The organism is Dryocola baronae (genome assembly GCF_051297175.1).
Lineage (GTDB): Bacteria > Pseudomonadota > Gammaproteobacteria > Enterobacterales > Enterobacteriaceae > Dryocola.
Genome location: NZ_JBINNY010000002.1, coordinates 42,300 through 69,260 on the forward strand (window position 1 = coordinate 42,300; position 26,961 = coordinate 69,260).

A 26,961-nucleotide genomic window follows, 5' to 3' on the forward strand; every position below is an offset into this window, starting at 1 on the left:
AGGTCGTCATGCAAAAACGTACGTATCTCACCATTCTGCCGGATAACCGAACTGTGGCCCTCCGGGCAGCAGGAAAGCTGGCAAACGGTGAGAACGCTCTTGAATATGATCGCTCACAAAAACTCTGGTTTGCGAAAGATGGCGCTGACCTGGAACGCATTAAGGCGTGGTTGCCGGAAAGCACCGTCGCCGGCAATACCGTCACCGTGGGAACCGACCTGTCTCCCCAGGAGGAGTTCGCTAAAGTTCTGGAAGACGCCGATTTCGTCCTCAACGACCTTCCCCTCATGGATGGCAAACTTCATCGGGTTCCCACAAAAGACGATACAAACGGAAAGCAGTCCGGAGTGTATCGGGGCTATCTCGATGGTCGCCCGGCGGGCTGGTTTCAGAACCACCGTGCCAGCGAAGGTAAGGTGAACTGGACCTCGACCGGCAGTTTCACCTGGGACCCTGCCGACGCGATACGCCAGAAAGCCCTTCAGGCGCAAAAGCGCTGGGATCGGGAACAAAAAGAGCTGGCAGACTTCGACAGGATGGGCAAAAACCTGACCCGCCAGTGGGAAAAAATGCCCGCACCGGCCGATGACCATCGCTATCTGGTCAGAAAAGGTGTCCCGGCCACCGACGGCGTCAGACAGGATAAGTACGGCAATCTGGTTATCCCCCTGAGCAATACTCACGGCAATATTCGTTCTCTGCAGTACATCGATCCGGACGGCAAAAAGAATCTCAAGAAAGACGCCGAGAAGAGCGGCAACTTCTTTGTGGTGGGTGGCGTGCTGAATCCGGGGGGGCCGGTGCTTTACGCAGAAGGTTATGCCACGGCCGCCAGTCTGAATATGGCCACCGGCCTGCCCGTGGTGATGACGGTGGATGCCGGAAACATGGTGACAGTGTCACAGAAACTCAAAGAGGCATATCCCGATGTCCCGCACATCATTCTGGGAGAAGACGACTTTACCCGTAAGGACAACAAAGGCCTGCTGAAGGCAGAAGAAGCCGCGCGCAATATCGGTGGCGTGTACGTCATTCCAGTTTTTACCGACAGTGAACGTGCCCAGGCTTTTGCCGAAACCGCTTCCTTCAGTGACTTTAACGATATTCACGCGTCACGGGGGCTGGATGCCGTCAGGGACCAGCTGGCACCTGTTCTGGATCCACTCATTCCTGGCTGGCGTGACTCATTTTTACAGGAAAACCTATCCATGCCTGATTCCGATAAAACCACCACAGTGGAAGAAGATATTTACCATGAGTATCTGGCCGGGACACAAAACGATGATCTGAAGACATCGCCGGTCCCGGAAGTCACCCTTACTCAGCCAGCGACTGAGCAGCCGGTGCCGGAAGCCAACGCCGCACAACCTGCGGTTGAACAGACCGGGCCGGAAGCCAATGCCGTGCAGCCGGTGATTGAACAACCGGTTCCGGAAACCAACGCCACGCAGCCGGTGACTGAACAACCGGTACCGGAAGCCAACGCCGCACAGCCGGTGACTGAACAACCGGTACCGGAAGCCAACGCCGCACAGCCTGCGGTTGAACAGCCCGGCCCGGATGCCATGGCCACGAAGCCTGCAGATGAGCTGGCCGCACCCGAAAATGGATTTGCCTTCACGTTTGGTCGCCTGCCTGGTGATGTTTCACCGGACACCGAAGCACCCACCGTCGCCCGCATCGATCTGGATGAATTGCTGCAGGGACTGACCAGCCGTCAGGATGGTAACACTTGGGTGTATGCGCTTGAGGGTAAGGACGCTTTCAGGGATTACGGGGACCGCATTGTCATGGCCTCCCCGGAAGCCAGCGAGAATGACCGCATGATCCTTGCTGCCCTGTTATCTGCCCGGGCAAACAACCGGGGCGCGGTCGAAGTCACCGGCTCGCCGGAGTTCATCACCAAAACACTGACGCTGATAGCCGACCATAACATTGAGATCCACCTTAAGAATCCGGAGCAACGAGCTCAGTTTGAAGCCCTGATGGCCAGCCGGAATGAACAAAAAGTACCAGAAAATGGCATGACCATGACGCAGCCTGAGCAGGCACCGGTCAGTGACGTGACCCCATCACCGTCGACGGCAGCACAGAACGCACCTGCACAACCGACTGCCGTCCCGTCAGCCAAGCCCCCCGCAGCTGCACCTGATGCAGCTGAAACGCAGAAGCCTGTACAGCCGATGAGCGTCATCGAGCGTGAGACTCTGCGTGCTGGCCTGACCGGAAAACTGATGGATGCCGGCCCGGCACCCTACCAGTTCAATGAGAAAAACACGCCGAGTTATTTCGTGACTTTGCGGACGAAGCAGGGAGCGAAAACCTTCTGGGGCGTGGAGCTGGAGCAGGCACTGATTGACAGCGGAAAACAGCCCGGCGATCTGGTTAAGCTGCAGTTCAAAGGGAAAACAGCGGTGACTGTTAACGTGCCGGTCAAAAATGCGGACGGCGTGGTGACGGGGTTTATGCCACACGAAACCCACCGTAATCAGTGGAATATCACCCCCGCCGTCAATAACCAGTTACTGACCGACAATCCGGATAAGGTCGCCCCAGCCCAGCTGGCCGCTTATGACGGTAACGCTTTCTGGCAGGTTCAGGCGCAGGTCATGCAGCAGGGCAATCTGACACTCGCCACACCGCCCGCTCAGGGACACAGCCTGCTCTATACCGGCCCTGACGGTAAAGGACAGCCCGCCCCGGAGCAGGCGCCAGCCAATACGCCGGTTCCAGTGCAATCGAAAGCCGCTGGCTCACTGGTTATGCAGGCGTTCGATGCCGACGGACAGGTGCTGGCCCACTTGGTGAAAGGCCACGGCGACTACCTGCAGGGTGTTGTCCGTCATGAAAATGAACTGCGTCATGTCCTTGGCCGGTTGTGTACGACATCAGAGGGGGACCGTTTTCTGGCGCTCAATAACGTGCGCGATGACGGCTCGCTGCACGCAATAGGCCACGCGTCGCCTGTTAATAAGCTCAAAGGTACCGAGGTGAATTACGACACCTTTGCGTTCCAGCTCACCGGGAAGGACGCGCCGAAATTTGCCGTGCCACTGGTCAGCCCGGAAAAGATCCCGCCGGCACTGCACAGCAAACTGGGGTTCACGCAGGCATACACGCCACCTAAAGCGGAAGAGGCTGCCCCACAACCGCGTCAGCAGGCTAAGCCGGCCATGCAACATCAGCCAATGTGAGGACTCCATGAATAAATTATTGATAACGACACTCGTTCTGACGTTAAGCCCGGTTGCGGATGCAGCCTCCTGTCGTGCAGCGACCGCCGCGCAGGTGGGAAGTGAAGCAGGATACAACCGGGCAAAAGCGGCGGCCGATGCCTGGGCAAAACGCCAGCAGACAGTCTCGACGTCGCTGGGTGATTGTCTCGGGAACATCTCGACCACCATCACCGCCCCGACGTTCCCGAATTTAACGAACGTGCTCAACCAGATTGGCCAGAAAATCTGTAAGACCGCGCGCGATAAAATTAACGACTATGTCCCGTCAACGATTGACCCGTGGGGCAATCTGCCCACGGCCAAACTCTCGTCATACCGCGTGCAGACAGGACCCACTGTGCCGGCACGAACCGCGCCGGTCAGTCAGGCTTCCGGTAGTCCCGGCGGCTCGTTTATTTCCCTGAACTGAAGAAACTGACATGGACAAAAATAAAGCCTCCCTGGTGGAGGCCTCTTCCACGAACGAAAACACACCTAACCCATTTCTGGCGGCACTGGAGCTGCAACAACAGAATCAGTTAAATGCCGGATTTGCCCGGCGCTCACTGTCCGTAGCACTGGTTGCCAGCGCACTGTGTCTGCTGCAGATGCCCCTGACGGGCTGGCTCGCCTGGCAGGTCGCACATCCGCCGGTGAAATACTTCGCCACACATAACGGCAGCATCCTGCGTCAGGTGCCAACCTCAGAGCCGGCCTACCGGGATGATGAAGTCGTCGCCTTTGGTGACAAGCTGATACGGGATGCCTTCCAGCTCGACTTCCGCAATTACCGCACGCAGATAAGCGGTTTGCAGCAGAAGTTTTCAGAAGGCGGCTTTGCCAGTTACTACACCGCCCTGACCAGTTCTAACCTGTTTACGGCGGTGAAAGACCAGAAAATGCTGATGTCGGCTAACGTCACCCGTAAAGGGGTCATACAACGGCGCGGGCGACTGGGGGACGGGCCCTACATATGGGAAATCCAGTATCCGGTCACGTTAAGTCTGGATGGACAGAACCGCAGTCTGCCGGCGCAGAACTTTATCTTTACGGTCCGTGTCCAGCGTGCCGACGTCAGCCAGAAGCCGGAAGGCATTGAAGTCTCCTCTATCGTCACCCGCGACGCCCGTTAGTTCGTTTTCACAGGATAAACATTATGTTCAGACACTCCCTGATGGCGGTGGCACTCCTGCTGCCTGCCTTTACTGTTTGCTCAGCGGACTGGGAACCGGCCCGTACCGCCAGCTCAGGCCAGAACCCCACGGCGGCCCTGCCGGCAGCGCCCGCGCCTGCACAACCCGCAACACAACCCACGGCACCGGCACCACAGGCGGGCAACGACATAACTGCCCCCCTGCGCCAGTCTCCGCCACCGCCTTCACCGTCTGAAGCAGAAGCCTGGGCAAAAGGTCAGGTTGCCCCCCTCAGCCGTACCGAACTGGAGGGTGTACACGAGGCCATTGATGAAGGGGCGAGGGGACGAGCCTGGCAGGCGGCAGACGTGGTCCCGCGCATCTCAACCCAGACCGTGAATCTGTCCCCGGGCGGCTCACTTCCGGTGGTTCGAACGGCTATCAATCAGGGCAGCACGGTGATGTTTACTGACAATACCGGCGCCCCCTGGCCGATATCCGTCCCGCCTTATAACAGTAATGAGAAAGGTTTCAATGTCACCTTTATCCCTGAGAGCAGCCTGATGACCGTGCAGGCCCTGCGCCAGTACGACAAGGGCAACATCACGGTGTATCTGAAAGGGCTGGCGGTACCGGTGATCATCAATGCCATGAGCGGTGAGCCTGACAATGCTTCTGCCTCGCGCATCATCGACAGTCGCTTGGATCTGCGCATTCCACAACGGGGTCCCGCAGCCCGCGTCATGCCCTCTGGTCAGGCGAAAATTGACCTGAACAATCCGACACTGCAGGCCTTTCTCGATGGCGTACCCCCTGCCAGTGCAAAGCGTCTGAAGACGCAGGGCGATGTGCCTTCCACGCAGGTCTGGCAGATGGGTGACGATTTGTATGTCCGCACCCGCAGTGAACTGCGCGATCAGTTTGAACTCACCCAAGCGTCCGGCGACGGCACGATTTTATACAAACTGCCTCTGGCACCGGAGCTGGCCTTTTCTGTGGCCGGTAAAACCGTCTGGCTGGGCATTTCTCTGGAGTAACTATGGACGCTGAAAAAGACGTCGGCCGGGACGTAAAAAAAACCGGACTGGTCATCGGTGGCCTGGCCTTTGCAGTCATTGCCGGCGGGTTCCTGCTGGCAACCTGGCTGAGTGCTCCGCCTGAGCAGGCATCGAAAATTTCGGTCGATAAAGCGGCCAACGGCACCGGTACCGTCACCCCGGAAAGCCCGCAGTACAGCAAGGTGCTGCGGGCAAACAATGAGGATGGCGCAAATCAGGCACATCAGGAAAACGCCAGTTTTATTGCGTCAGTCGGTACAGGCGGAGCGCGAGAAGAGCCCATCATGACACCACCGCCCCCTCCTCCACCTGAGCCGGTGCAGACCGTCCAGCAGGTGAACTATGTGCAACAACCTGCGATGGACCCGGACAAGAAGAAGGCACTAGAAAATCTGCTGACGGAACTGATGGAGCAGCGCAAACCGGCCACCGGTCAGCTGGCCAGTGTGGCAGGGGGAAGTGCGACCGGCCAATCCGGACAGGCGGGCGGAACGGAAACAAAAGGCAACGTGTGGGCCGCCTGGACCGACAGCCTGTCACCGCAGACAGCAGCAGGCGAAGCTGGCGCGCTGGCCACCGTCGCCGCGCAGGTCCTTATCCCTGCCGGCAGTCGCCCCGGGGGTGTGATCGAAACCGCCGTTGACTCGGATAATACCCGCTCACAGGTGCTGGCGCGTATTCCGTCCGGTCCGTATGCCGGGGCGACGTTACTGGCCAACGGCGTGCAGCTCGCCGGTGACGGTGTGGCCATCAACTTCAACCGCATGGAATGGCAGGGTGACACCTGGAATGTGGATGTGTGGGCCGCCATGCCCGACACCCTGCAGTCCTCGGTCGCCAGCGACGTTAACAACCGTTATGCCACCCGCATCATCCTGCCGGCCATCGCTTCAGGGCTCGGACTGGCGGGGCAACTGTATGCCAGCGCCAACACACAGATCCTGAGTAATGGCTATGACAACATCGAAGCCCGCACGGGGATGCCGGACGCCAAAGCGGTGGCCGGAACCATCGTGGGCGGTGCAGCACAACAGGCAGGTCAGGTGATTGCCAGCGATGCACAGCGTCTGCCGGTGAAACAGGTACTGGTCTACCGGGGCCAGACGGTGGCCCTGCTCTTTATGACCGCCGTGAAAACCAGTGACAACGTGACTCGGGCTGCCGCAACGGCACCCATTCAACGCTAAGGACTTCCCATGAGTAAGCCATTTTTTGATACCGGCCCTGAGCCGGCGGCCCCCCCTTTGCCTGAAGATATTCCGGAGCCGACAGTCAGTGCGCAGGAACGTGTCTCACCCGCACGAACGGAAAAGCCGAAACGTCAGATCCTCGGCTACGACCTGCCCACAGTGCTGGGCGGATCAGCGGCTATCATCGCCCTGCTGGTTTATGCCTTATGGCCAGAACCGACTCCTCAGAGCCAGTTCGTGGACGAGCCGGTACAACATGAGGAAACCCTCGCGCCGGCAGAACCTCTGACACCGCCCCCGTCCGTGATACCTGATGTCGCCCCTCCCGCCGAAACGGTCCCGGTACCGCCGGAGCCGGCAGCGGAGAGCAACAGGGAGCTGGAAGCGTCAGTGACCAGCCTGTCTGGGCGCCAGGACAACAGCGATAAGCGCATTGACGCACTGGAAGCCCGCATCAAAGCGCTGGAGCAGATGCCGCGTCCACCTGTCAGCCCGGCCGCTCCCGTGCGTAAAGCCACCCCCCATAAATCGGTGGCCAGAAGCACCCCGGCCCGTACCACAACAGCACACCGTTCTGGCGTAACCGGCTGGCGGATCAACTCGGTATATCCGGGTATGGCCTGGCTGTCTGACGGCAAAAGCACCTGGGCCGTCTATCCGGGCGACACCCTGAACGGGATGCGGATTGATGCCATTGACGCCACCCGTCGTGAAGTCAGGACCAGTCGTGGCGTGATACGTCAGGGGGGCTGATGGACGTCGTACAGATACTCGTCAATGTGGCCGGAGGGCTGAAAACCAGCGGGATCAACCTGATCCTCGCGCTGGGCGTGTTTGTCGGTCTGGGGGGGTGCATCATCGCCCTCGTTTCCACGGTTATCCGCAGCCGGTCCGGTAAACCGGTCAGCGGCATGAAAGTGGTCGTCGCCGTCGTCACCGGGTCGGCACTGATTGCCCTTCAGCAAATGATGAACAAGGCCGCCCACACGCTGGGGTTCGGAGATGTGTCGTTTGATGCCATCGCCTATGCCCCGGACTCTCTCGGGTACGCGAAGCTGTCAGTCGATGCCGTTCTCACCCTGCTGCGTGCGGTCGGCGCACTGTTCTTTTACATGGGCGTTGTCAGGGCCCGTCGTGCCCTGGTGGATGGCCATACCGGCCTGACCGCCAGGCAGGATATCGGCACGGGCATGGTGATGGGTATCACCGGCATCCTGCTGCTCTGCAATCCCCAATTACTTGATGCACTGCAAAAAACTCTGGGTCTGGCCTGGAATTAATGTTTAAAACAATGGAGTAGTAAACATGCGTAATTTCATTCTGTCCGTTTCTGTTCGTCTGTGGGTTCGTGTCTGGCTGACCATGAGCACCCTGCACACCCGTATCACTCTGGCGCTCACTGCGATGCTCGGCTCGGTCACCTTACCGGCTCATGCTGATGACGGTATTTTCGGAATGCTCGACAACGTCGCGAAGGGTGCCGATGGCTCGACTAACAGCCTGGTGAAATTCGCCAAATTTGGCGGGGTCGGTCTGGTGATTATCGGCATCGTATTGTGGGTGGCCAAAAAGAAAAACCCACAAATCACCTGGAGCTGGATCCTCACCCCACTGGGTGCCGGTTGCATCCTGATCGCCATCGACCAGTTCATTAAAAAAGGTCAGTCAACCCTGCAACTCAACCCGGTAGACCTCTGATATCCCCTGTCGTCCCGGCGGCTTTGCCGCCGGTTATTCATCATTATTCCGGGAGTGCCCATGGAAATTGTCATTTACCATTCAGAAAAACATGACCTGATCTTCGCGGCCGAAAAGGGCTCGCGTCGGGAAACGGATGTCACAAACCAGGTACTGCGCGCTGTTGCTGACCATATCGGAATGGGCTTCAAGGTTCCGCTCGAGGAGCAGGGGCGCGTGGTGGCGGAAATCGGTGTCTTTACACCGGGGCAGGATAAGTAATGAGCGTATTCTTACGTCAAATTCTGCTGCGCTGGCCCGTCACACTGGCCCCCTGCACGGAAGACCTCAATGACCCAATACTGAGCTGGGACGAACCTCAGAATGCCGCCTGTACCGCACTGCTGGCACCGCTGGAATCGCTGTTTTATCACTGCGGGAAGGTGGCCCACGAAAATGGCTATGACTGCGACGTGTATCTCCTGCCCGTCGACAGCCTGTGTGACCATCTCGAACGCCTGACGTTGCCGCCGTCGGATGTCAGGGAAACGGTCCGGGCAACACTGCAAAAATCCCTGCGCCGCTGGCGACAAAACAGCACGGAAATGGTTCGACTGACCGTCCCGCACCGATACCAGACCTTCAGTACCGAACAGCAAGTATGGGGGCATGAAAGCGAGGCCCATCCACCGGCGTTGTGCCAGCGAGCTCGCGAACTGACTGCGGGCCGCTGTGATTCCTGCGGGTGTGTGCATAATGCGAACACATTAATTTTTCGCGATGACAATCCGGAAAACCATGCCGATGAAAATCTGGGCGTGAGTTGCCCTGTCTGTCATTTCAGCCACCGACTGAACACTCTGGGGGCCAATGACGGCGTGATGGTGTATCTGCCTGAGCTTGCGGCCGCTGATGTCAGTCTGCTGCTGCGGGCGGTCATCATTGCCCGTACGCAGGGAAATGCACGCCAGAAAGAAGGGGCAGCGCAAATCCTGAACTGGCTCACCGGCCACCGCAAGGAAACGGAAGCCTTCTGGGGCACCAGTCACCCCGGGGAATTTGGACAGGCACTGATGCAGGCCAGCCTGCTTATCCGTGAAGACCTCCAGCAACGTCTGCGCCAGATGGTGCTGATCGTGAACCCCACGCTGCTGAACCATCCCGCACTCACAGGACCCTCCCCGGATACCTGGTCTGACAGACTGAAGCAGTACCACAGCCAGAACTGACGAGAATACGCCATGAAAAACCCATTAATCACCGCCCTGGAAGGGGTGGAGAGTGCCATTGCCTGGGCGTCACGTTACGCACTGGGTCAGGACTTCACCCGCTACTGTGATTTACGTACCACCATCGGCCTGACAGACGATGACCGCAAACGCCGTCCGGACATGACGTCCCCTTACATTTTCGTCACGAAAGAGGGTCATTACGCCAGCGTATTTGAGATTGAGGGGAGTTATTGCCAGTTTAACGAGCAGGAAGCCGTGACCGAAGAAGAGCGCCGCGACCCGGCTTTGTTCTCCGCCTACATTTCACGACTGCACACCATCCTGAGCAGTGAGTTTCAGGAGGTGGGGCATAAAACCAGCTTTATCTTTGAACGTGACCCGGAAAAGGGACGTGAAGAGTTACGCCGCCTGCTTGCACACCAGTTCCGCGGCCTGAAGCGTATGGGCCTCGACCTGTCAGACATTCTTGAAGAACGTATGGAGAAGCTGGCTCCGTTTGTGGCTCGCGAGCGGGCATTCCTGGTGGTGTACACCGCCCGTAGCGCCCTGAGCACCACCGAAATTCGTGATGAAGAGAAACGCCGCGAGGAACTGCTTAAAAAGGCGCCGGGTGCGCGGTTTGGTCAGAACCCGGAATTTCAGGCTCTGGAAGGGTTGAAGATCCGTCACGATGCCTTTGTCACCACCCTTGAAAACCAGCTGGCTCGTGGAGATTTCAGCACGCGTATCCGCCTGATGACGGCACATGAGTTTGGTGGCCATCTGCGTCAGCAAATCGAACGCGAAAGCACATCACCCGACTGGCGTCCGTTCCTCCCCGGGGATATCAGCTGGCCACACGGCCTGCCAAAAGGCGACGACCACTCCTGTCTGCTGGCGCCTCACCTGAACTATCAGCTGTTTAACAGCGAACCGGAGCCTGTCGGTAACCTTATACATCTCGACGGGTACTGGCACGCCTCCCTGGCGTTATCTCTGGGACCACAGAAACCAGAAACCTTCAGCCAGTTGTTTGCCAAAGTCAGCCCGAAATTACCCTGGCGGGTGCGTATGGACATCATGCCCGGTGGGTTAAATATTCTCGGCGGTAAGCGTATGGCACTCAGTCTGGCGGCTCTGGCTCCACCATTACGACGAATTTATGAATCGGTACTGTGGCTGGAAGGCACGCACCAGAGCGATCCCGTCTGTGGCCTGGCGATCAGCGCCAGCACCTGGGGGCGAACCACGGAAGAAGTGAAGCGGAACCGCACCCTGCTGAAAAAAGGGCTGGAGTCCTGGGGAATTTGTGAAGTGACCAGCACGTTCGGAGATCCGCTGCGTGCCTGGGTGGCAACCCTTGCCGGCTCCAATGCACTCAGCATTACGTCCCTGCTCTTCCCGCCGCTGTCAGCGGCCCTTGCACTGCTGCCGCTACAGCGTCCGGCCACTCCATGGGATGATGATGCCAGCATCGTCTTCAGCAGCACCGACGGCAAGCCTATCCCGGTTCGTCTGGCCAGCAGCCTGCAGACCAAATTTACCGAAGTGGTCGCCGGCGAGCCAGGAACCGGGAAGTCGGTGATGCTGGGCGCACTTAGTGAGGCCATTTTGTTTTCTGGTCAGAACCAGTTGCCCTACCTGTCCTATGTGGACAAAGGCTTTTCAGCGCAGGGGCTTATCCGGCTCATCCGTGATGCCCTGCCCCCCAGTCGACAGGACGAAGTGGTCGGGGTGGTTCTGCAGAACAGCCGGGAGTTCTGTAAAAACCCGTTTGACGTCCAGCTCGGTGCCCGTTATCCGCTGACACCGGAGAAGGAATACCAGCTCAATATCTGTGAAACACTGTGCATCGATCCGGAAACGGGTATGCCGCCCAATGCACAGGACTGCCGGCAGATACTGAGCAAAGTTATCGACATTGCCTTTAAAAATAATGCCGAGGTGACCCCAATACGCTATGCCCCGTCGGTAGAGCCGGGGGTAGATGAAGCACTCGAGAAGACCGGCCTCAATAGCGAATTTGATGCGGCGTGGTGGGCGGTGGCGTCGTGGTATGAGGTCCGTGACCTGCTGTTTAAACGCGGCGAAATTCAGGCAGCCACCCGTGCGCACTATCAGGCAATGCCGGAGCTCAGTGACCTGCAGGCACAGTTGAACAGTCAGGATATCCGCACCGAATACGGCACAATCACCCGCAAGGGCAGCGATGAAACATTGCTTTCCTATATCAGCCGCTGCCTGTCAGATGCGCTGCGGTCATACAAAATGCTTGCTGGTCGCACTGCCTTTGAGCTGAACCCGAACACGCGCGTCATCGCCATTGATCTGAATAACGTGGTGGGAGGGAAAACCCGGGCCGGCCAGCTGCGCACCGGACTCATGTACCTGTTTGCAGGACAGATTGCGGCCGGGCACTTTGAGCTGCCGCAGTACCGTAACGAACTGATGGACCTGCTGACGCCGGTTTACCACCCTTTTCACCACGACCGGCTAACCCAACTGGCACAGGAGGTAAAAACCAAAATCTATGACGAGCTGCACAATGTTAAAGACATTCCGTTCATCATGGAAAAACTGGAGACACAGGACCTGGAGAACCGAAAGTTCTTTATCCGTACCGTGCTGAGCTCGCAGTACCTGAACCATTTCCCGGCGTCCATCCTGAAATCAGCCAACTCCCTGTACCTGATGCAGGTATCCCACGAAGACCTGCCGTTGCTGACGGAACATTTTGGTGTGCCCCTGCATACTGCAGAGGCCTTCCGCAGACTGGGAAGTGGCGCAGCACCCGACGGGAGCGGAACTGCGTTCCTGGCGTGTTTCCGTCTGAAGACGGGCAGGATGGTACAGATACTGAAAAATACCCTCGGCCCGAAAGAGCTCTGGGCACTGAACTCTACCCCGGAAGATGCCGCCTTGCGTGATCAGATTTATGACCTACTTGACGGGCGTACCGCCCGGGAAATTCTCGCGGAGCATTTCCCATCGGGCAGTGCGTCCCGGCTTATCGCGCTGCGCAAGAAAGAAGCGCGTGAGTCCGACCACACCAACATCATTAACAGACTGGCCACCGAGCTGATTGCCTCGCGTGGCCTCCACATCTGATACAGGTATTCCTATGCGAAAATTGTTACTTGCGGCCTGTGTGGGCAGCCTGATGCTGCCTGCCGTCAGGGCTCTGGCCTACACGGTCAACGTCAACAGCAGTATCCCCATCACCACTCAGGTCGTGCCGCAGCTGAGCACCGCGAACGGCACCCTGTCCGGCATACTGACCACCACCCGCGAGCTGGGCGGTGCGGTCAGTTCCGGAAATGACAAGATTGCGGCCATGATCCAGCAGTCGAAAGAAAATATGCAGCAGTTCGCCACCTATGCACAGCAGGCGCAAAATCTGGAAACTGCCCGCCGCAGTTACACCGTACCGGCTTCTATTTGCAGTGAGTCCGGCTCTGGTCAGGCCGCACAGATAAGCCGTCAGTCCGGTTCTAAGCAGGGGAAATTGTCCAGCGGCAAAGCCGTGAGCAATACGGCCGTGAAAAAAGTGCTGGAAAACAAGGCAGCGGCACCGGAGCAGGACTTGTTTGCCACAGCCAATGTTCACAGCCAGTACTGCACGGCGTCGGATGTTCAGGCCTGGGGAGAATTATGCAAACGCGAATCAGAACTGCCGGGGGGCGACAAACAGCTCCGCTCCGTACTGGCCGGGGCGGGCAAAGAGGACAAGGCACCTGAGCTGACGTTTACGCCAGAACAGACCGATGCCGCCATGATGTACATGAAAAACTCAGTACGTAAAAGCGTGGGGCGCACCCTTAAAAAGGGTGAAATCAAAACTGATGCCGGTCGACAGTATCTGGGCATGGCAACGCAGCATGAAGCCATCCAGAGTGCGGCAGAGCAACCTCAACTGGCCATGATTGCCGGCAGTCAGCCCAGTGAAGCGACAAAGGACGTGCTGGCAGAAGCCCTGCAGTCACCCTCCAGTAAAGCCTGGTTCGATGAAAATGCCTCACCCGAAGCCAGACGAACCGGAATGATGTCCCAGCGTGAGTTTGAAGCATTTGAAGTCAACCGGCGCTATGCCAATACCGATTATCTGACGGACCTGCAGGAGATGGACGGCGACAACTTGGCTCGCGAATCCATCCGCATTCAGAGTCTTCAGAATGCCCTGCTCCTCAGTATTCGCCAGCAATTGCAGGAGAACGCCATTCTGGCGGGCCAGCAACTGAGCATTGCCGGCGCAGATTATTACGAACCGCGCATGGCGCAGAAACTACAACAGGTATCAACAGGAGCGGCACGCGAATGAAACCGGGAACGGCAAAAAAATACTCCTGGCGGGCAGCCAGTCTCCTTCTGCCTTTACCTGAAGTCCGCTGGGTCCTGCGAACCCTTAACTATGCTGGCACGAAAAAAATGGCACAGGTCAAAGACCTCCGCCGCCGGTATCGTGAAGAGAAAAATCTGGAACTGACCTTTGATGAAGCGGTGAGCGCAAGCGGCCGTAATCGGGAGGAACTGACAGCACGTTTCAGAATCGGAAAACGCCTGTGGTTACTGCTGTTTATCCCGGCAGCCATATTCACCCTGGCGTTACTGTTTGCCGTGCTGGTCAACGCGACCACCCTCGACAGCCTGATCCTGTGGCGGGCCGGCAGCATGTTGTTTGCGCTGACCGGTTTCTGTGCACTGCTCTTTTGTGGCGCCCTGAAAAGCCAGCTGCGTCTGTGGCAGTTACAGACCGGCCATCTCGGCACCTTCCAGGAATGGCGGGCAACAGGTCGCTGGCTGACATCCATCCTGAGCTGGTAATTCTCCGTTCCTTTTTCCCTGCCCCGGCCTGCCGGGGATATGACGTCAGGAAACCGTATGAAACTTCTTCTGAGATTGCTGCCGGTCATTGCACTGGCAGCGTTGTCATGGCCTGCACTGGCCGACAATATTGGTTTTGATTCCATCAACTCGGCCGCCACCCGTACCACAGACCTCTCCCGACAAATGATGGTGATGGTTTTTGGTGATGTGGTAAACAATCCGCTTCAGCCTGCCACGGCCAGTTTTATTGGCGTGCTGTATGGCGTGTTTAACGGCATCGTCTCCGGCATGGCCTTTGTCTGGTTTGTGGCCATCGCCCTGCGCGCGACCGTGCTGTCAGGGAACCGTGGTCGCGTATTCGGTGATGGCAACACCGTCATGGCGCCCGTGTCATCCCTTGTGGGTTTTATGTCCCTCATCCCTACTCCATCGGGCTGGTCCATTTCCAACCTGGTATTTCTGTGGACGGCGAGCATCATGGGTGTGGGAAGTGCAAACCTCCTGGTGGACAGCGCAGCAGACTCAATCATGGCCGGACAGTCGATGATCGTTCAACCCGTCGCGGGTCAGACGGTGGACGCATCCCGGGGGATCTTTGGCATGTACCTCTGTCAGGCGGCAACCAATACAGAACAGGCAGAAATGCACCAGTACGGCACCAGCAGCACCCCGCCAATGGGGACACAAACCTCCGAGGACGGGCGGGAAATTCGTGTCACGAACGGCAGCGCACTGTGTGGCGCAGCGCGAATCCCCGAGTCTTCAGATGACACAACCTGGTATGGATTTAAGACCACAGCGACAACAGCCCCGGTGGAATCCGCTCAGTTGAATGCCTTCAGAACCATGAACGCCACACTATCTGCAGCGGCACAAAACTATGTCAGCGCGTACCGCAGCTACCAGGAAGGCAACGGCTCTAAGCTGCCCGATTCCGAGAAAATCATTTACCAGGCAGCACAGGAATATGAAAACACCATTAACCGGGCGATTACCGGCATTAATGATGAAAATAAAATTCGCAGTGAAATGAATGATTATCTTAAAAAGAATGGCTGGATAGTCCTGGGCGCCTGGTATCAGTCATTTGCCACAGCAAATAATAAAGTTAATGATGTAGCAAAGAAAAGCCCCCTTGTCTCCGGGATGTCTAATATCGGGGAAATTGGTGTGACGGGATTGAATAAAGAAATAAACATGGTTGTCGCGGCGCAGCGACAAAACTCAACCTATACCCCTCCTCTCGGTTCAGCTAACCACAGATTTAATGATTCGGCTGGAGAAACAAACTCAGCAAATTCCGCTTTAATAGAACTAATGCCATTTGGACAAAAAGCGACAAACTATGTCATACAATCCATTATGACTGACAGTGGTAATCCTTTTGGACAGCAAGTAAATCCGTTATTAAAAATGAAAGCTGTCGGTGATTACACATTAACTTCTGCCGAAGTGGTATTTGCAACATTTACGGCAGCCAAAGCGCTGGCAAGTGGAGCTACAGGTAAAAATGCTGCCGCCATTGTAATTAATTCTTTAACGGGTGCTGGCGATATAGCAAATGGCATTTTGTCTGCGATTGCACCGGTTGTGTATTTCATTCTTTTTTTACTAATAAGTATTGGGTTTTCACTGTCCATTTTCCTGCCATTTATTCCACTGATTTACTGGATTACAGCCTGCACCTCCTGGCTAGCAACGGTATTGATAGGAACGACCGCAGGAACGTTGTGGGCCTGGACACACATTGGAACGGAGTCGGACAAAGGTAGCAGAGCCACCTATGGATATATCTTCCTTATCGATGCCGCGATTCGTCCGGGCCTGATGGTGTTTGGTTTTTTCTTTGCCAGCCTCGTTGTTGTGGCTATTGGAACCTTACTGAATATCCTTATTGTTCCGGCGATGGCCAACGTACAGGTGGACTCACTAACAGGGTTAGCGAGCTTTATGGGGATCCTTATGATCTACGCACGAATTTGTACCACAGTGGTCACGTCTGCATTTAGTTTGCAAGTTTATATGCCGGATTATGTCATTGCCTGGTTGGGTGGAAGAGAAGCGGCGCAAATAATGAAAGGTGCGGTAGAATCCACGCGAAATATGTTTGTGGGCTTTGGTGGAAAAATGGGCTCTGCGCCTGGAATTAAGAAAATTGGAGATGGGTCATCAAACTCAGAAAATGGTTTTAAATAGCACGATGAAATGTTTATTTATTCCTCGCAAAGTTATATAATCGGGGTATATATAAGGAGATTTGCATGACTATAAAAAACATCAATCCCTACTCAGGTTCTTTTGCTTTCAGGCTATCAAGAGTATTAATTGGAATGCATATGGTTTTCGGTATTCCATATTTATTATTTTGCTCTTATTTTTTGTATATCTTTAGCAATGAAGGTCACAAGGATTCTGTGTTTTGGTTCCCCATATACTTCAGTGCGTTATTAGTCAGTGTATTAACTATATTGTTTGTAACCTTTAAGCAAAGGAAACATATAGCTCTTTTCCTGAATCACTTTAAAAAGGTTGAGGCGTTCTCACCTTTAAAGAGCTGCGAATGTAATACGCTGTTTGGAACAAACTATGCCGGTCTGGATATCGATAAAGGCGTTTTATTAATTATCGCGCATACAGAGTCTGGACTGAGAAACCTGCTGGCACCAAAAGATATCGTGGTCATGGGTTTTGATGTCAACAGTTTCAAGTCAGCCGAACTGTCTGGCCAGAAGCTGACAATTTATACCGGCAAGCCTGATATCCCGTTCCTGGTCATCAGTCACCGTAAGATGCCGGCTCTGTTTGAAAGCCTGTCAGCCATGCGTAACCGTTCATATGCCTACGACAACAGCTTCCCGGGCTATGTGAATCTCTGCGCTAAACGTATCGCAGAAGAAAATAACCTGAATCTGGTCATGTCACGCTTTAACTAACGCCTGACAACGCTTTCCCGACAATCTCCTGAATACAGGGCGCCTCTTCGCAGGTGCCCTTTCTTTTGCCTTCAATTCATTCACTGGAACCTCTTATGGCGCCCCCTAACCGTGACGTCCAGTCCTCTAACGACTGGTCGCTGGCCGCTGTCGGCCTGATTGTTGTACTGATTGTTCTCGCCATCTTCTTCCGGGAAACCGTGGTCGAGTACACCTCCTTGTTTCTTTACTTTCTCTGGAGTCTGGCTGACATCCCGCAGACTCACCACCTTGCCGCCTGGCGTATCAACCTTCTGGTCAATACGCACAATAATGCGCAGAACGTATCCTGGTCTGAGTTCTTCTCAGTCATGGACCTGACCGCCAGTATTCTTTTGTTGTTCCTGGTGCCGGTAGTCGTGTTCGGTGTACTCGCCGTGCGTGGCCATCAGGCCAGCAGAACGCGGCGCGATATTTCCATCCGGACACTCCCGCGCATTATGTCTGTCTTTTCACCCGCCATTATTCCTGCACTGAACTACGGCGACAAAAAGACTCAGTTACTCAATGTGGATCCGGAGGAGCACCGCAGCGCGGCCTCACCGGAGGAGTTTGCAAAAGAAAACAGACTGGTTGTGAACCGCCAGCTGCGCCACGACCTGGCAGAAGCCTGTTTTTTTGCCCAGCTGGGGAAGGCCTTTACATCAGGTAGCACGCCGGCACAAAGGTTTGAACAGTTCTCCGATCAGGAACGAGCCATGTTCGCCATCTTTGGCCTGCAGCATTTCCTGGACAAGCGCAAAGAGGCAGAAGACCTCCTCGATACACTCAACCGATCCACCCTGAAAAGGGACCGCAAGTACCGTAACAAGATCGGCTACCCCAACCTGTCTCTGGCAAATGCCGCCTTCCGGCGCGTCACCTCCATGCCAGACGCTATCGAGTGGATCCGGCGCTATCGCTATGCCCGGACCGCAATACAGGCGCTGCACGACAACGACCTGCACCTGCCCATCCGGCGTTATCGCTGGCTGAAGGGCCTCGACCGGACACTCTGGTACGCCTTGGCGTCTACGGGTCGCCCGTGGCCCTTTATTGAAGGAACGGCGGTGGTCAGTCAGGCCCACTGGGAAACCGTGGCCGCACAGTACGGCATCCACCTGGACCGCCCCATCATGCGATTGGCCATTGAAGGACTGGAAGCCGATCTGCGCAATCTCGGTGCCGTCGCAGAAGAAATGAATACATCGCCGGTCACCCCACAAGACAGCGGTGAAGAAGATGAGGACGACGACGAGGAAGACACCTCCGCAGCCGCTGAGCAGGAGCCTCACGTTCACCGCCACGTACACACTTTCAAACCAAAAATGAGATAACCATGACCGATTTAATTGAAACCTGGACCACCCACACATCTGGCCGCCAGGTGCGTGTACTGAAAAACAATACCGAACTGTTCACTGTCTCCCGCCGCCGTAAAGCGCCTTACCATCTGGTCATTGAAGAGCAAGAAGGCAAATACGGGCTGTGGTTGATGGAAGAATATGCCCACACCCGTCTCTTTTTGGCCACCAGTGAAAGTGAAGCCCGCCAGGCGCTGACCAGCACGGCTGATGCCTTTGGCAAGATGGATACTTCCAGCCAGTTGCGCCGCAAATTGGTGCCCGCAGCGGTACTGACCCTCACCCTGCTGGCCGGCTTTATTGCCGGGCACTTAAACAGTGGTACCCCGACTGAGAGGCTGATGCCGACTGACATTTCGACCGGGCGACTTATGCAACAAACGCCGACACCACCGGTTATTGCACAGGCGCCAGCAGCACCGTCCGCACCTGAGTCTTCCATAAACGAGCCTGGTCGCCTGTCTGAGGAGGAAATGGCCGAAGCCCGTCAGTTACTGGCACAGCGCCTGAGTACCGCAGCCGCGAACGGCAGCTACACCGTTTCACTGTCTACCGGCCATGCCCGGACGTTGTATCTGTTCTCCGATCCGGAGTGTGGAAACTGCCGTATTTTCGAACCGACGGTCCAGACCATTGCACAGCAGTACAACGTGGTCATATTCCCGGTAACGATGGTGGGTAAAGCCACGACGGCTGAACGTGTGGTGCCCGTCTTGTGCGCGCCAGCAGACAAACGCGCCGGCTTGTGGCATGACCTGTTTGATATCGGTGCTGGAATGCTCAACCCGGGACAGAACGTGGCCCCGGCGAGCTGCGACGCCGGCTTTGATGCACTGGCCCGCAATGACATGGCACTGGATATGTTCCAGCTTCCCGGGACACCGACGGTTATCAGTGACGATGGCCGGATGATCCCGTTACAGGCCATGACCAGTGATGATGCCATTAAGGCGTTTCTCGACAGCCACCCGTAAGGATGACACCAGATGGAAACTCGTAAACGTAAAACGCAGGTAAAAGACAGCCTGATCAGCCGGCAGGTGAGAACAGAAATGGTTGAACAGCTTATGCTGGCCCCGTTCACCGTCCAGTTCTTCCTCGTTATTGCCTTAACGTTGGGTGTGCTGTGGCCCGCCACGCTGCTGGTATCCCTGCCGGTGTGTATTGTGCTCCTGGTCGGCTTCAGCGATCAGCTCTTCCGCCTCCCCCTGCGCATACCGATGGATGTCGGCGGTCTGGATTTATCCACTGAGCGCGAACTGAGCCGCAATATTCCATGGCTGAACCTGAACCTGCCAAAGCTGATACGCCGGAAAGCATCCGGGGTGTTATGCCTCGGCACCGGGCGCGGGCGCGACCGTGGCCGTGAACTGTGGCTGGAGTCAGATGATGCGCTGCGTCATATGCAAATAATGGCCACGACCGGCGGCGGTAAAACGGAAACCCTGTACTCGCTGTACCTGAACTCCCTGTGCTGGGCACGGGGTTGCTGCATATCGGACGGTAAGGCGCAGATTGACCTGGCGGTTGCCACCTGGTCAATGGCCCGACGGTTTGGACAGGAAGATGACTGGCATGTGCTCAACTTCATCACCGGCAACGATGACAAATTCAGGAAACTGCTGGCCGGAGACAAATCCCGCCCGCAGACCAACTCCACCAACCCGTTTGCCCACGGCAGTCCGACGTTCATCACGCAGCTGATGGAATCCCTGATGCCGAGCAGCAATGGCAGTGACGAGGGCTGGAAGGATAAAGCCCGCGCCATGCGAAACGCCCTTATCTATGCCCTGTGTTACAAACGTGCCCGCGACAATATCGCGCTGACTCAGGACGTCATCCAGTCCTACTTCCCCCTGGTGAAGTTCGTGGGCCTGTACCGGGAAGCGCTCGAGCAGAACTGGCATGAAGAAGGCTACAAGCCGATGGAAAACTACCTGTCGAACCTGGCAGGTTTTGACATGCGACTGGTCAACCGCCCGGCAGAATGGTCACAGGGTGCGCTGGACCAGCACGGATTTCTTATCCAGCAGTTCACCCGAATGCTCGGCATGTTTAACGACACCTATGGCCATATCTTCCCAAAAACCGGTGGCGACATCGATATGCAGGATATTCTGCATAACGACCGTACCCTGGTGGTGCTGATCCCCGCACTGGAGTTGTCCGATAACGAGGCGTCCACGCTCGGTAAGCTTTTTATCTCAGACATCCAGATGAACATCGCCAAAGACCTGGGGAACCATATCGAGGGCTCGCCGGAACACACGCTGACGGTGAAGAAGTTCGCCAGCAAGTTCCCGTTCATGGTGCTCTGTGATGAAGTTGGTTACTACTTTGCCCCCGGACTTGCCAAACTTGCCGCCCAGATGCGCAGCCTGAAATACATGCTGGTTATTCTCGCCCAGGATATTCAGGCGATGCTGCGACACGGCAAGGAAGTCTATTCCGTCAACGCCAACCTCGGCACCAAACAGTTCATGAAGACGGAAGATACGGAAGACACCCTGAAGATGATCCGTGCGGTAGGTGGCACCGGTCACTATGCCGAACAGGTCCGTATGGATAAGAATAATATGGGGGGTTATGAGGATGCCAGTACCGTCGAGTTTCGCGAGCGGGACAACATCCAGCTGTCCGAGTTAAAGGCACTGGCCGCAGGGGAAGGCATTATCGTTTTTGAAGACCGGCAGGTGCGCAGCAACTCCATCCACATCCCGGATGAGGACAAAATATCAAAGCTGAAGGTCCGGATTAACCGCTATGTACCGCTCCGCCGCCCTGACTTTAACGATTTGTGCAAGGAAGTCCCGGCAGCGGAACGACGTCGACCGGTATCCCAGCAAAATATTCGCGCCATCCTCGATGTCTGCCTGATGACGTCACCGGAAGCATGGAACAGCAGACCAGGCGCACGGATCAAAGATAAAACCCTCAGTGCGCTGGCCACACTGGCCACCGATCTGGATAACCGTGATGACTTTACCTGCACCCCGGAAGAAAGAGCGGCCCTGCTCTTTGAAACAGCCACTCAGGTGCTGGAAAAAACACAGGGTCGTTACGGGTGTGTCAGCGAAGTGTCGCGCGTGCGCATCTCGAAAAAACGCGTAGAACAGGCACACCAGAACAACAACAGCATCAAGACCACAACAGGCCATGCGGAAACCTTACCCCCTCCCGCCGAACCCACGCCTGCCTCATCTCATCCTTTCACACCGGCACAGGCTGGCGATGACAATATTCAGGACAGCTATTATGAAAATCTGGCGCAACACGCTTTTACTGACGATTTTAATCACTCCCCTGACTTCAACCGCTACTGAAACGCGCATTACCGTCGGATTTTCCCCCGGAAACAGCGCGACACTGAACGTCCTTAACGTGGCCAGTAGTGCGCGTAGTTCGCTCGATGTCGCAGCCTATGGGTTTACCAGCCGACAGGTTGCAGAAGCTCTGCTGCCGGCACAACAGCGGGGCGTAAAAGTCAGGGTGCTGGCAGATGCGAAAGACAACGGCGGGAAGTATTCCGCCGTGACCTGGCTTCAAAGGCAGGGAGTCCCCGTCCGACTTAACGGGAAATATGCTATTCAGCATAATAAATTCATGGTGGCAGATGGTATGACAACGCAAACCGGCTCGTTTAATTACACCTCCAGTGCCAGCCGGAGGAATGCAGAAAACACCCTGGTTGTCTGGGATCATCGTGCCACCGCCGCAGCCTATCAGCAGGAATTTAATCGCCTCTGGGGAGAATCATCTGAGCCAGAAAATTCCATGAAATAGCCAGAAGTTTCCGGTAATGATCACCATGTGTGACAATAATTGGGACGGAGCTTTCTTGTGGAAAGTATTAGGAATTTTCCCGTTTTTCTTGATGTGACACGAAATTTGTAACAGAACTGTTTGCAGCGAATTTTAACTCGCATATGCTTGATGCAATATCCCGCTAATCCGCCCCCTGAAAGCATAAAATCTTATGAAAGATCCTGATGAACTCATCCCGATGGAAAGTCCGATGTTTAATATGACGGACTATCTGGCCGCTATCCTCGACCGTTATAAAGCCGATGCCATCACTCGCCCACAGGCGGTCACGCTGCTTCTGGATTTTATGGCCGATATGGCGGCTGCTGAAGAAGGCAGGTTTAGCGGAGATGATGACATCCACTAAGGTGGAAAATTCATTATGTAGCGAGTCCTGCTGTGTAACAGGGAAATGCCAGGGTCAGTATCAAGCCACACTGCCCTGGCATCCGGAAGGTATGCAAGCCCCCGTACTCCCTGATTCGGTTATTACCACCCCGTTATTGCGGTTTCGGTGGTGTGTAGCGCGGCGCAGCATTTTGCGGCGCGACCTGTTTCTCTTCAGCCGGTTTCGGCACATCATAGCCCGCCCACTGACGTTGTACTGGATGGGTCAACGGCACAGTCTTACCTGAGGATGCATTAAAGTGCGGTATGCGCCCAATGGCATCCCGGACAAAGGCTGTTTCCCCACGAATTTCCGACCTCTCACCACTCTTCTGCGCAGTAATATGCATCGCCATGGCCAGATTTTTTCCACTCTCTTCGGGAGCATCAGCCACTTCAATCAGCACACCTCTGTCCATCAGTACAGGTTTACCCCCGGACGAATAGACCACTGCACCGTCACGTTTAACCGTTGTTTCGTAGCCACGAATAGTGGCAGGTTTCACATCATCCGCGACAGCATTAAGAATCACATTTCCTGAAATCGGCGCGGTTCTGTTCTTACGTTGTTGTCTGTAAGCCCAGCCACGCAACTGGGACACTGCTGCGGCATCCAGCTGGCACGCCTGCACTTCAACCCATGCCCGGTACGATAACGGTCGGGCATCAGGCGAGGCCTTCATGGCATCGCGTTCTGTCCGGATTTGGATCTTCAGCGCAGCCATAGCCTTCATCTTATCGACTTCAAGCGCACGATACATCAGCTTGCGAAGCAACGGATCACGTTGTACCAGGCGAACGTGATTTTTCCTGATACGGTACTCTGCTGCAACCTCACGGAAACGCGTGCGCATGTCATCTTTTGAGAGGGTCTGGCGCACAAAACCATTCTTATAAGCCTTGTAACGACCAATCAAATCTTCTCGCGCTTCAGCACGTGCAATGCGGCGTTCTGCACGCGCACCACGATCACGACAATGAAGAAGGCTGTCATACAGGGATTCAACAGGGACGCAGTTTTGCACCAGTCGATCAGGTGCATCATCCCTTTTGGGTGCCAGTTCAAAGGCGCCAATTTGCTCCTGCTGATCGGAAAGTGTCAGCTCCGGATGCAGACGACTGGCACGCAATGGAATGTGTGAATCATCATTGAGGTCATAGATGGCAAGGCCTGTCCCTTTCTGCCGTAACTCCAGTCCCGCCGCATGAAACACATCATGGATATCATCCCAGTGATACTGCTGGCCTGACATAAGCAGCGTTTCAATTTTGTCACGACAATGGTCAACGGCGTAGGTATGCAAGCTTTCTTTATCGCTGAAAAACTCCAGACGACGGGCCGCAGCCGGTGCCGGTTTATAGAAGTTTTTATTGCGAACAACCATACCCTGGTTATTGACACGATACGGTCCGTTGTCATGTTTCCACTGGTGCTTCAGCTCCAGCTCACGACAACAACGGTCCAGCACAAAGTGGTCGTTATATAACGAGGCCGCTTTATAGGTCACCGGATTCACACGGTTAACCGACAGATGAACATGCAGGTTATCGGTGTCATCGTGAATGGCAAAAACATATTGATGGTCAGTCATACCCAGTCCTTTCAGACAATGTCGGGCAGACTCAAAAATCTGGTCATGTGTCGGACGCTCACCTTCAGGCCACGACAGAATAGTGTGGTAAACCGGGTCCTTACAGCGGGCATTTTGCATCGCGACCATATTCATTTCTGAGGCGGCAGACGCCAGAGAAAAACAATTGGTTTCACACACGACCTTGTCGAATTTCACCTGCTGGCGACCATCAGGGAACATCGCGATCACATCATCAGAATCCGGCAATGCGTTACGGGTGGCATAACTGACAAGATTGTTAAAGATAGCTTCTTCAGAGCGCGGGCGACGGAAAGTCGGGTTATCCGGAGACAGCGTTTCGCTCAGGTTCACATCCTCACGACAAACGGTATACGACACCAGCTTCACAAAGCTGGAGTTACCGTCACGACGTTTAGGTGGAACCACTGCAAGCATATCAGTCCTCAGTATTATTCAGGCTTTTCGCATCAAACTTCATCAGGGCAATCTGCAGGGCGGTCAGTGTTTCTGCAAAGTGCTTGCTCAGCTCGGTGGTCATCATCCCCTGCTTTTGCATCTCCAGATACAGATGCTTTTGCAGGCCACCGAGTTTCATAATTTCTTTCATCTGGCGTGTATCCCCTTTGGCCACAATGCGACGACCGAGGGCACAACGCCGGAGATATTCTCCTGCACTCAGACCTGCTGAGCGCGCACTTTCCACTACCTGTTCTTTCTCTTCGGGATACCAGCGTATTCCCAGAAATAACACCCCACGCTGGCGTTTTTCACTCTTACTCATAATCTACTCCACCACCACTTCTGAGGTGGGCACGATTCATAGGGTGTCGGGACGGAGTCCTGACCAGGCCGTTTTGGGGGGCCGTCTGCGTGCAGGCGGTTCAACAAAACATACCCTGTCCCACGTTTTACATACGATATCGATTCTTGCTCAGAAGTATATGTGATTTTTTCTTCGCCGTCACCGGCTTACGCCAGAAAAGCGGGGGTTTGGCTTGCATCCCCAGTTAGGTTTATAATCCTGCTGAAATGATGACCCTCTGAGTAGCAGGAAACGGAAAATGATGGACACAAAAACAGACAAGAAATGGTTTACCGCTGATGATGTGGAACTGGCAAAGTCGGCGCTGGATGATTTACCCGATCTGACAGAAAAACGACTGACAAAGTCGAGCGTGCTCGAACAGCTCATGCCGCAAATTATTTTGCTTTCAGAATCGAAGGGATATAGCGCGGAAGATATCAAAGCGGCACTGGAATCAGTGGGGATCACTGTCGGTATTAAAGCCGTTCGCGATATCCTGAACAGCAAAAATAAAACCGGTAAGAAAGTGCGACAGACCAGAACCGTTACTACCACGGCAGAGAAACCGGAAGCAAACGGTCAGCAGACTAACTGAAACGGTAAAGTGTGACATGCAGGTTCAATACCTGTATGTCACACTCCTGCACATAAAAAAAGGCAGGGATTATCCCTGCCAGATTCACATCATGATTTCAGTTGTTTCATTCTTTCGGCCATTTCCCACAGCACCCGATTCAGTTTGACATCACCATCAATGCCGGTTACCGCACGGGTTCTCTGACGTTTACCCTGCGCACTGCGCCCCGTGATACCACCTTTGATCATGTTTTCCTGCACACGCTGGTACGTTGTCCACAAATCATCTGATTTATCTTCATGACGACGCACATTTAGCACGGCATCGGGTGTCACAGGAATATGCTTACCGTCACCTTTCCCGTCATATTTCCAGTCAAGCGCCAGCTCCGCAAAAAGTCTCTGCTCATCCGGCTTTAGCGTGATAGAGCGCATTTCCTCCCGCGACTCCGTGACACCGTCAAAAATCCCCAACACCTCACAAGCCCCCTCAATGACCTTTCCGACAACGTCCCCTTTGTGTGGCACACGAATTTCCCCAAAGCTCTGACCACATACCATGCCATTCGCACAGACAAAACGAAACATACCTGGGATCATCTGATAACTGCTGCTGCCATCATGACTATTCAGAAGAATAATTTCCGGCACTTCTTTTCCCATGATCTGACCCTCACGACGCAGGCGAAGCATATGCTTGGTGTGCTCTCGTTTTCCGGTATCGCGCGCGCGAGTCTGACAGGCGAAAAAGGGCTGGAACCCCTCGCGACGGAGATTATCCAGCAGGGTGATCGTTGGAATGTAGGTATAACGGTCACTGCGGGATTCGTGTTTCTCTTCTGAAAACACACTTGGAACGTGTCTCATCAGCTCTTCATTGGTCAGGGCGCGTTCTTTACGGATCACATTCATGGCACGGAAACTGGATGCTAAACGGGTCATTTTTTTCTCCTTTGGGGTTTCGGGTTTCTTCTGGCGTGGGCTGCTTCAGTGTGTCTGTTGCTGTGGCCGCCTGCCGTGACACAAGAACATCCCGGGCCTTCAGGGAATGACGCAAGGGCGATGGCGAGGCCGCAGCGCAAGCGAACGACTGGAGGGAGAAAGTGCGAACGGGGGAGGCATCGGGCGCAAGCCTTCACCCTTGTGGCATTCCCGGTTCGGGATACGTTCT

24 protein-coding genes are annotated in these 26,961 nt (G+C 55.2%); 21 read left to right on the top strand and 3 right to left on the bottom strand.

All coding sequences use genetic code 11. The features are described 5' to 3' along the window. Positions 1-8: 8 nt before the first annotated feature. The 20 genes from ACSPHG_RS23945 to ACSPHG_RS24040 all read left to right on the top strand — a co-directional run bounded on the left by ACSPHG_RS23945 (position 9) and on the right by ACSPHG_RS24040 (position 22,794). The gene (locus ACSPHG_RS23945) at positions 9-3,194 is read left to right on the top strand and encodes an LPD7 domain-containing protein (protein WP_435956121.1); all 3,186 of its coding nucleotides are present in this window, start codon (positions 9-11) and stop codon (positions 3,192-3,194) included. 19 nt (positions 3,195-3,213) lie between these two features. Further along, complete coding sequence (locus tag ACSPHG_RS23950) at positions 3,214-3,645, top strand: hypothetical protein (protein ID WP_435956122.1); 432 nt, start codon at positions 3,214-3,216, stop codon at positions 3,643-3,645. Between the two features lie 10 nt (positions 3,646-3,655). Further along, positions 3,656-4,348: a DotI/IcmL/TraM family protein gene (locus ACSPHG_RS23955; protein WP_435956123.1), complete on the top strand. Its 693-nt coding sequence runs from the start codon at positions 3,656-3,658 to the stop codon at positions 4,346-4,348. Positions 4,349-4,371: 23 nt separating this feature from the next. Next, positions 4,372-5,385 carry a DotH/IcmK family type IV secretion protein gene (locus ACSPHG_RS23960; RefSeq protein ID WP_435956124.1) on the top strand — a complete coding sequence of 338 codons (1,014 nt, stop codon included), beginning with the start codon at positions 4,372-4,374 and terminating at the stop codon, positions 5,383-5,385. A gap of 2 nt (positions 5,386-5,387) precedes the next feature. Continuing rightward, positions 5,388-6,593: a conjugal transfer protein TraO gene (gene traO, locus ACSPHG_RS23965; protein ID WP_435956125.1), complete on the top strand. Its 1,206-nt coding sequence runs from the start codon at positions 5,388-5,390 to the stop codon at positions 6,591-6,593. Between the two features lie 393 nt (positions 6,594-6,986). Then, a complete protein-coding gene (locus ACSPHG_RS23970) occupies positions 6,987-7,349 on the top strand; it encodes a hypothetical protein (RefSeq protein ID WP_435956126.1) in 363 nt (120 codons plus the stop codon). Continuing rightward, positions 7,349-7,876, top strand: coding sequence for a conjugal transfer protein TraQ (gene traQ, locus ACSPHG_RS23975; RefSeq protein ID WP_435956127.1), 528 nt, complete (start codon positions 7,349-7,351; stop codon positions 7,874-7,876). The genes ACSPHG_RS23970 and traQ overlap by 1 nt, the downstream gene beginning before the upstream one ends. Positions 7,877-7,901: 25 nt before the next feature. After that, a complete protein-coding gene (locus ACSPHG_RS23980) occupies positions 7,902-8,294 on the top strand; it encodes a DUF6750 family protein (RefSeq protein ID WP_435956128.1) in 393 nt (130 codons plus the stop codon). 60 nt (positions 8,295-8,354) lie between these two features. After that, complete coding sequence (locus ACSPHG_RS23985; RefSeq protein ID WP_064556371.1) at positions 8,355-8,555, top strand: hypothetical protein; 201 nt, start codon at positions 8,355-8,357, stop codon at positions 8,553-8,555. After that, the gene (locus ACSPHG_RS23990) at positions 8,555-9,502 is read left to right on the top strand and encodes a hypothetical protein (protein ID WP_435956129.1); all 948 of its coding nucleotides are present in this window, start codon (positions 8,555-8,557) and stop codon (positions 9,500-9,502) included. Before ACSPHG_RS23985 ends, ACSPHG_RS23990 begins: the two co-directional genes overlap by 1 nt. 12 nt (positions 9,503-9,514) lie before the next feature. Continuing rightward, positions 9,515-12,592, top strand: coding sequence for a putative type IV secretion/conjugal transfer ATPase (locus tag ACSPHG_RS23995; RefSeq protein WP_435956130.1), 3,078 nt, complete (start codon positions 9,515-9,517; stop codon positions 12,590-12,592). Between the two features lie 13 nt (positions 12,593-12,605). Next, on the top strand, positions 12,606-13,802 hold the full coding sequence (gene traW, locus ACSPHG_RS24000) for a conjugal transfer protein TraW (protein WP_435956131.1): 1,197 nt from the start codon (positions 12,606-12,608) through the stop codon (positions 13,800-13,802). Beyond that, positions 13,799-14,305 carry a conjugal transfer protein TraX gene (traX, locus tag ACSPHG_RS24005; protein WP_435956132.1) on the top strand — a complete coding sequence of 169 codons (507 nt, stop codon included), beginning with the start codon at positions 13,799-13,801 and terminating at the stop codon, positions 14,303-14,305. Before traW ends, traX begins: the two co-directional genes overlap by 4 nt. Positions 14,306-14,362: 57 nt before the next feature. Continuing rightward, the gene (locus tag ACSPHG_RS24010; RefSeq protein WP_435956133.1) at positions 14,363-16,504 is read left to right on the top strand and encodes a DotA/TraY family protein; all 2,142 of its coding nucleotides are present in this window, start codon (positions 14,363-14,365) and stop codon (positions 16,502-16,504) included. Positions 16,505-16,569: 65 nt separating this feature from the next. Continuing rightward, positions 16,570-17,241, top strand: coding sequence for a hypothetical protein (locus tag ACSPHG_RS24015; protein WP_435956134.1), 672 nt, complete (start codon positions 16,570-16,572; stop codon positions 17,239-17,241). Positions 17,242-17,336: 95 nt separating this feature from the next. Further along, entirely contained in the window at positions 17,337-18,596 is a 1,260-nt protein-coding gene (locus tag ACSPHG_RS24020; protein WP_435956135.1) for a secretion/conjugation apparatus DotM-related subunit, read from the top strand. Between the two features lie 2 nt (positions 18,597-18,598). Further along, positions 18,599-19,597: a thioredoxin domain-containing protein gene (locus tag ACSPHG_RS24025; RefSeq protein ID WP_435956136.1), complete on the top strand. Its 999-nt coding sequence runs from the start codon at positions 18,599-18,601 to the stop codon at positions 19,595-19,597. Positions 19,598-19,609: 12 nt separating this feature from the next. Then, the gene (trbC, locus tag ACSPHG_RS24030) at positions 19,610-21,946 is read left to right on the top strand and encodes an F-type conjugative transfer protein TrbC (protein WP_435956137.1); all 2,337 of its coding nucleotides are present in this window, start codon (positions 19,610-19,612) and stop codon (positions 21,944-21,946) included. Continuing rightward, positions 21,879-22,406 (top strand): phospholipase D family nuclease, encoded by a 528-nt coding sequence (locus tag ACSPHG_RS24035; protein WP_435956138.1) that lies wholly within the window; start codon positions 21,879-21,881, stop codon positions 22,404-22,406. Before trbC ends, ACSPHG_RS24035 begins: the two co-directional genes overlap by 68 nt. 193 nt (positions 22,407-22,599) lie before the next feature. Beyond that, a complete protein-coding gene (locus ACSPHG_RS24040; RefSeq protein WP_435956139.1) occupies positions 22,600-22,794 on the top strand; it encodes a hypothetical protein in 195 nt (64 codons plus the stop codon). A 133-nt stretch (positions 22,795-22,927) separates the two neighbouring features. Here ACSPHG_RS24040 and traI read toward each other — a convergent pair whose 3' ends face one another. Both traI and mobA read right to left on the bottom strand, forming a co-directional pair. Further along, a complete protein-coding gene (gene traI, locus ACSPHG_RS24045; protein ID WP_435956140.1) occupies positions 22,928-24,844 on the bottom strand; it encodes a TraI/MobA(P) family conjugative relaxase in 1,917 nt (638 codons plus the stop codon). A 1-nt stretch (position 24,845) separates the two neighbouring features. Further along, positions 24,846-25,190, bottom strand: coding sequence for a plasmid mobilization protein MobA (mobA, locus tag ACSPHG_RS24050; protein WP_435956141.1), 345 nt, complete (start codon positions 25,188-25,190; stop codon positions 24,846-24,848). A gap of 280 nt (positions 25,191-25,470) precedes the next feature. Between mobA and ACSPHG_RS24055 the strand changes: the two genes are divergently transcribed. Then, on the top strand, positions 25,471-25,809 hold the full coding sequence (locus ACSPHG_RS24055) for a molybdopterin-guanine dinucleotide biosynthesis protein MobC (protein ID WP_435956142.1): 339 nt from the start codon (positions 25,471-25,473) through the stop codon (positions 25,807-25,809). Positions 25,810-25,898: 89 nt separating this feature from the next. On the opposite strand, the gene ACSPHG_RS24060 is transcribed toward ACSPHG_RS24055, so the two are convergent. Continuing rightward, positions 25,899-26,732: a DUF932 domain-containing protein gene (locus ACSPHG_RS24060; RefSeq protein ID WP_435956143.1), complete on the bottom strand. Its 834-nt coding sequence runs from the start codon at positions 26,730-26,732 to the stop codon at positions 25,899-25,901. Positions 26,733-26,961 lie beyond the last annotated feature (229 nt).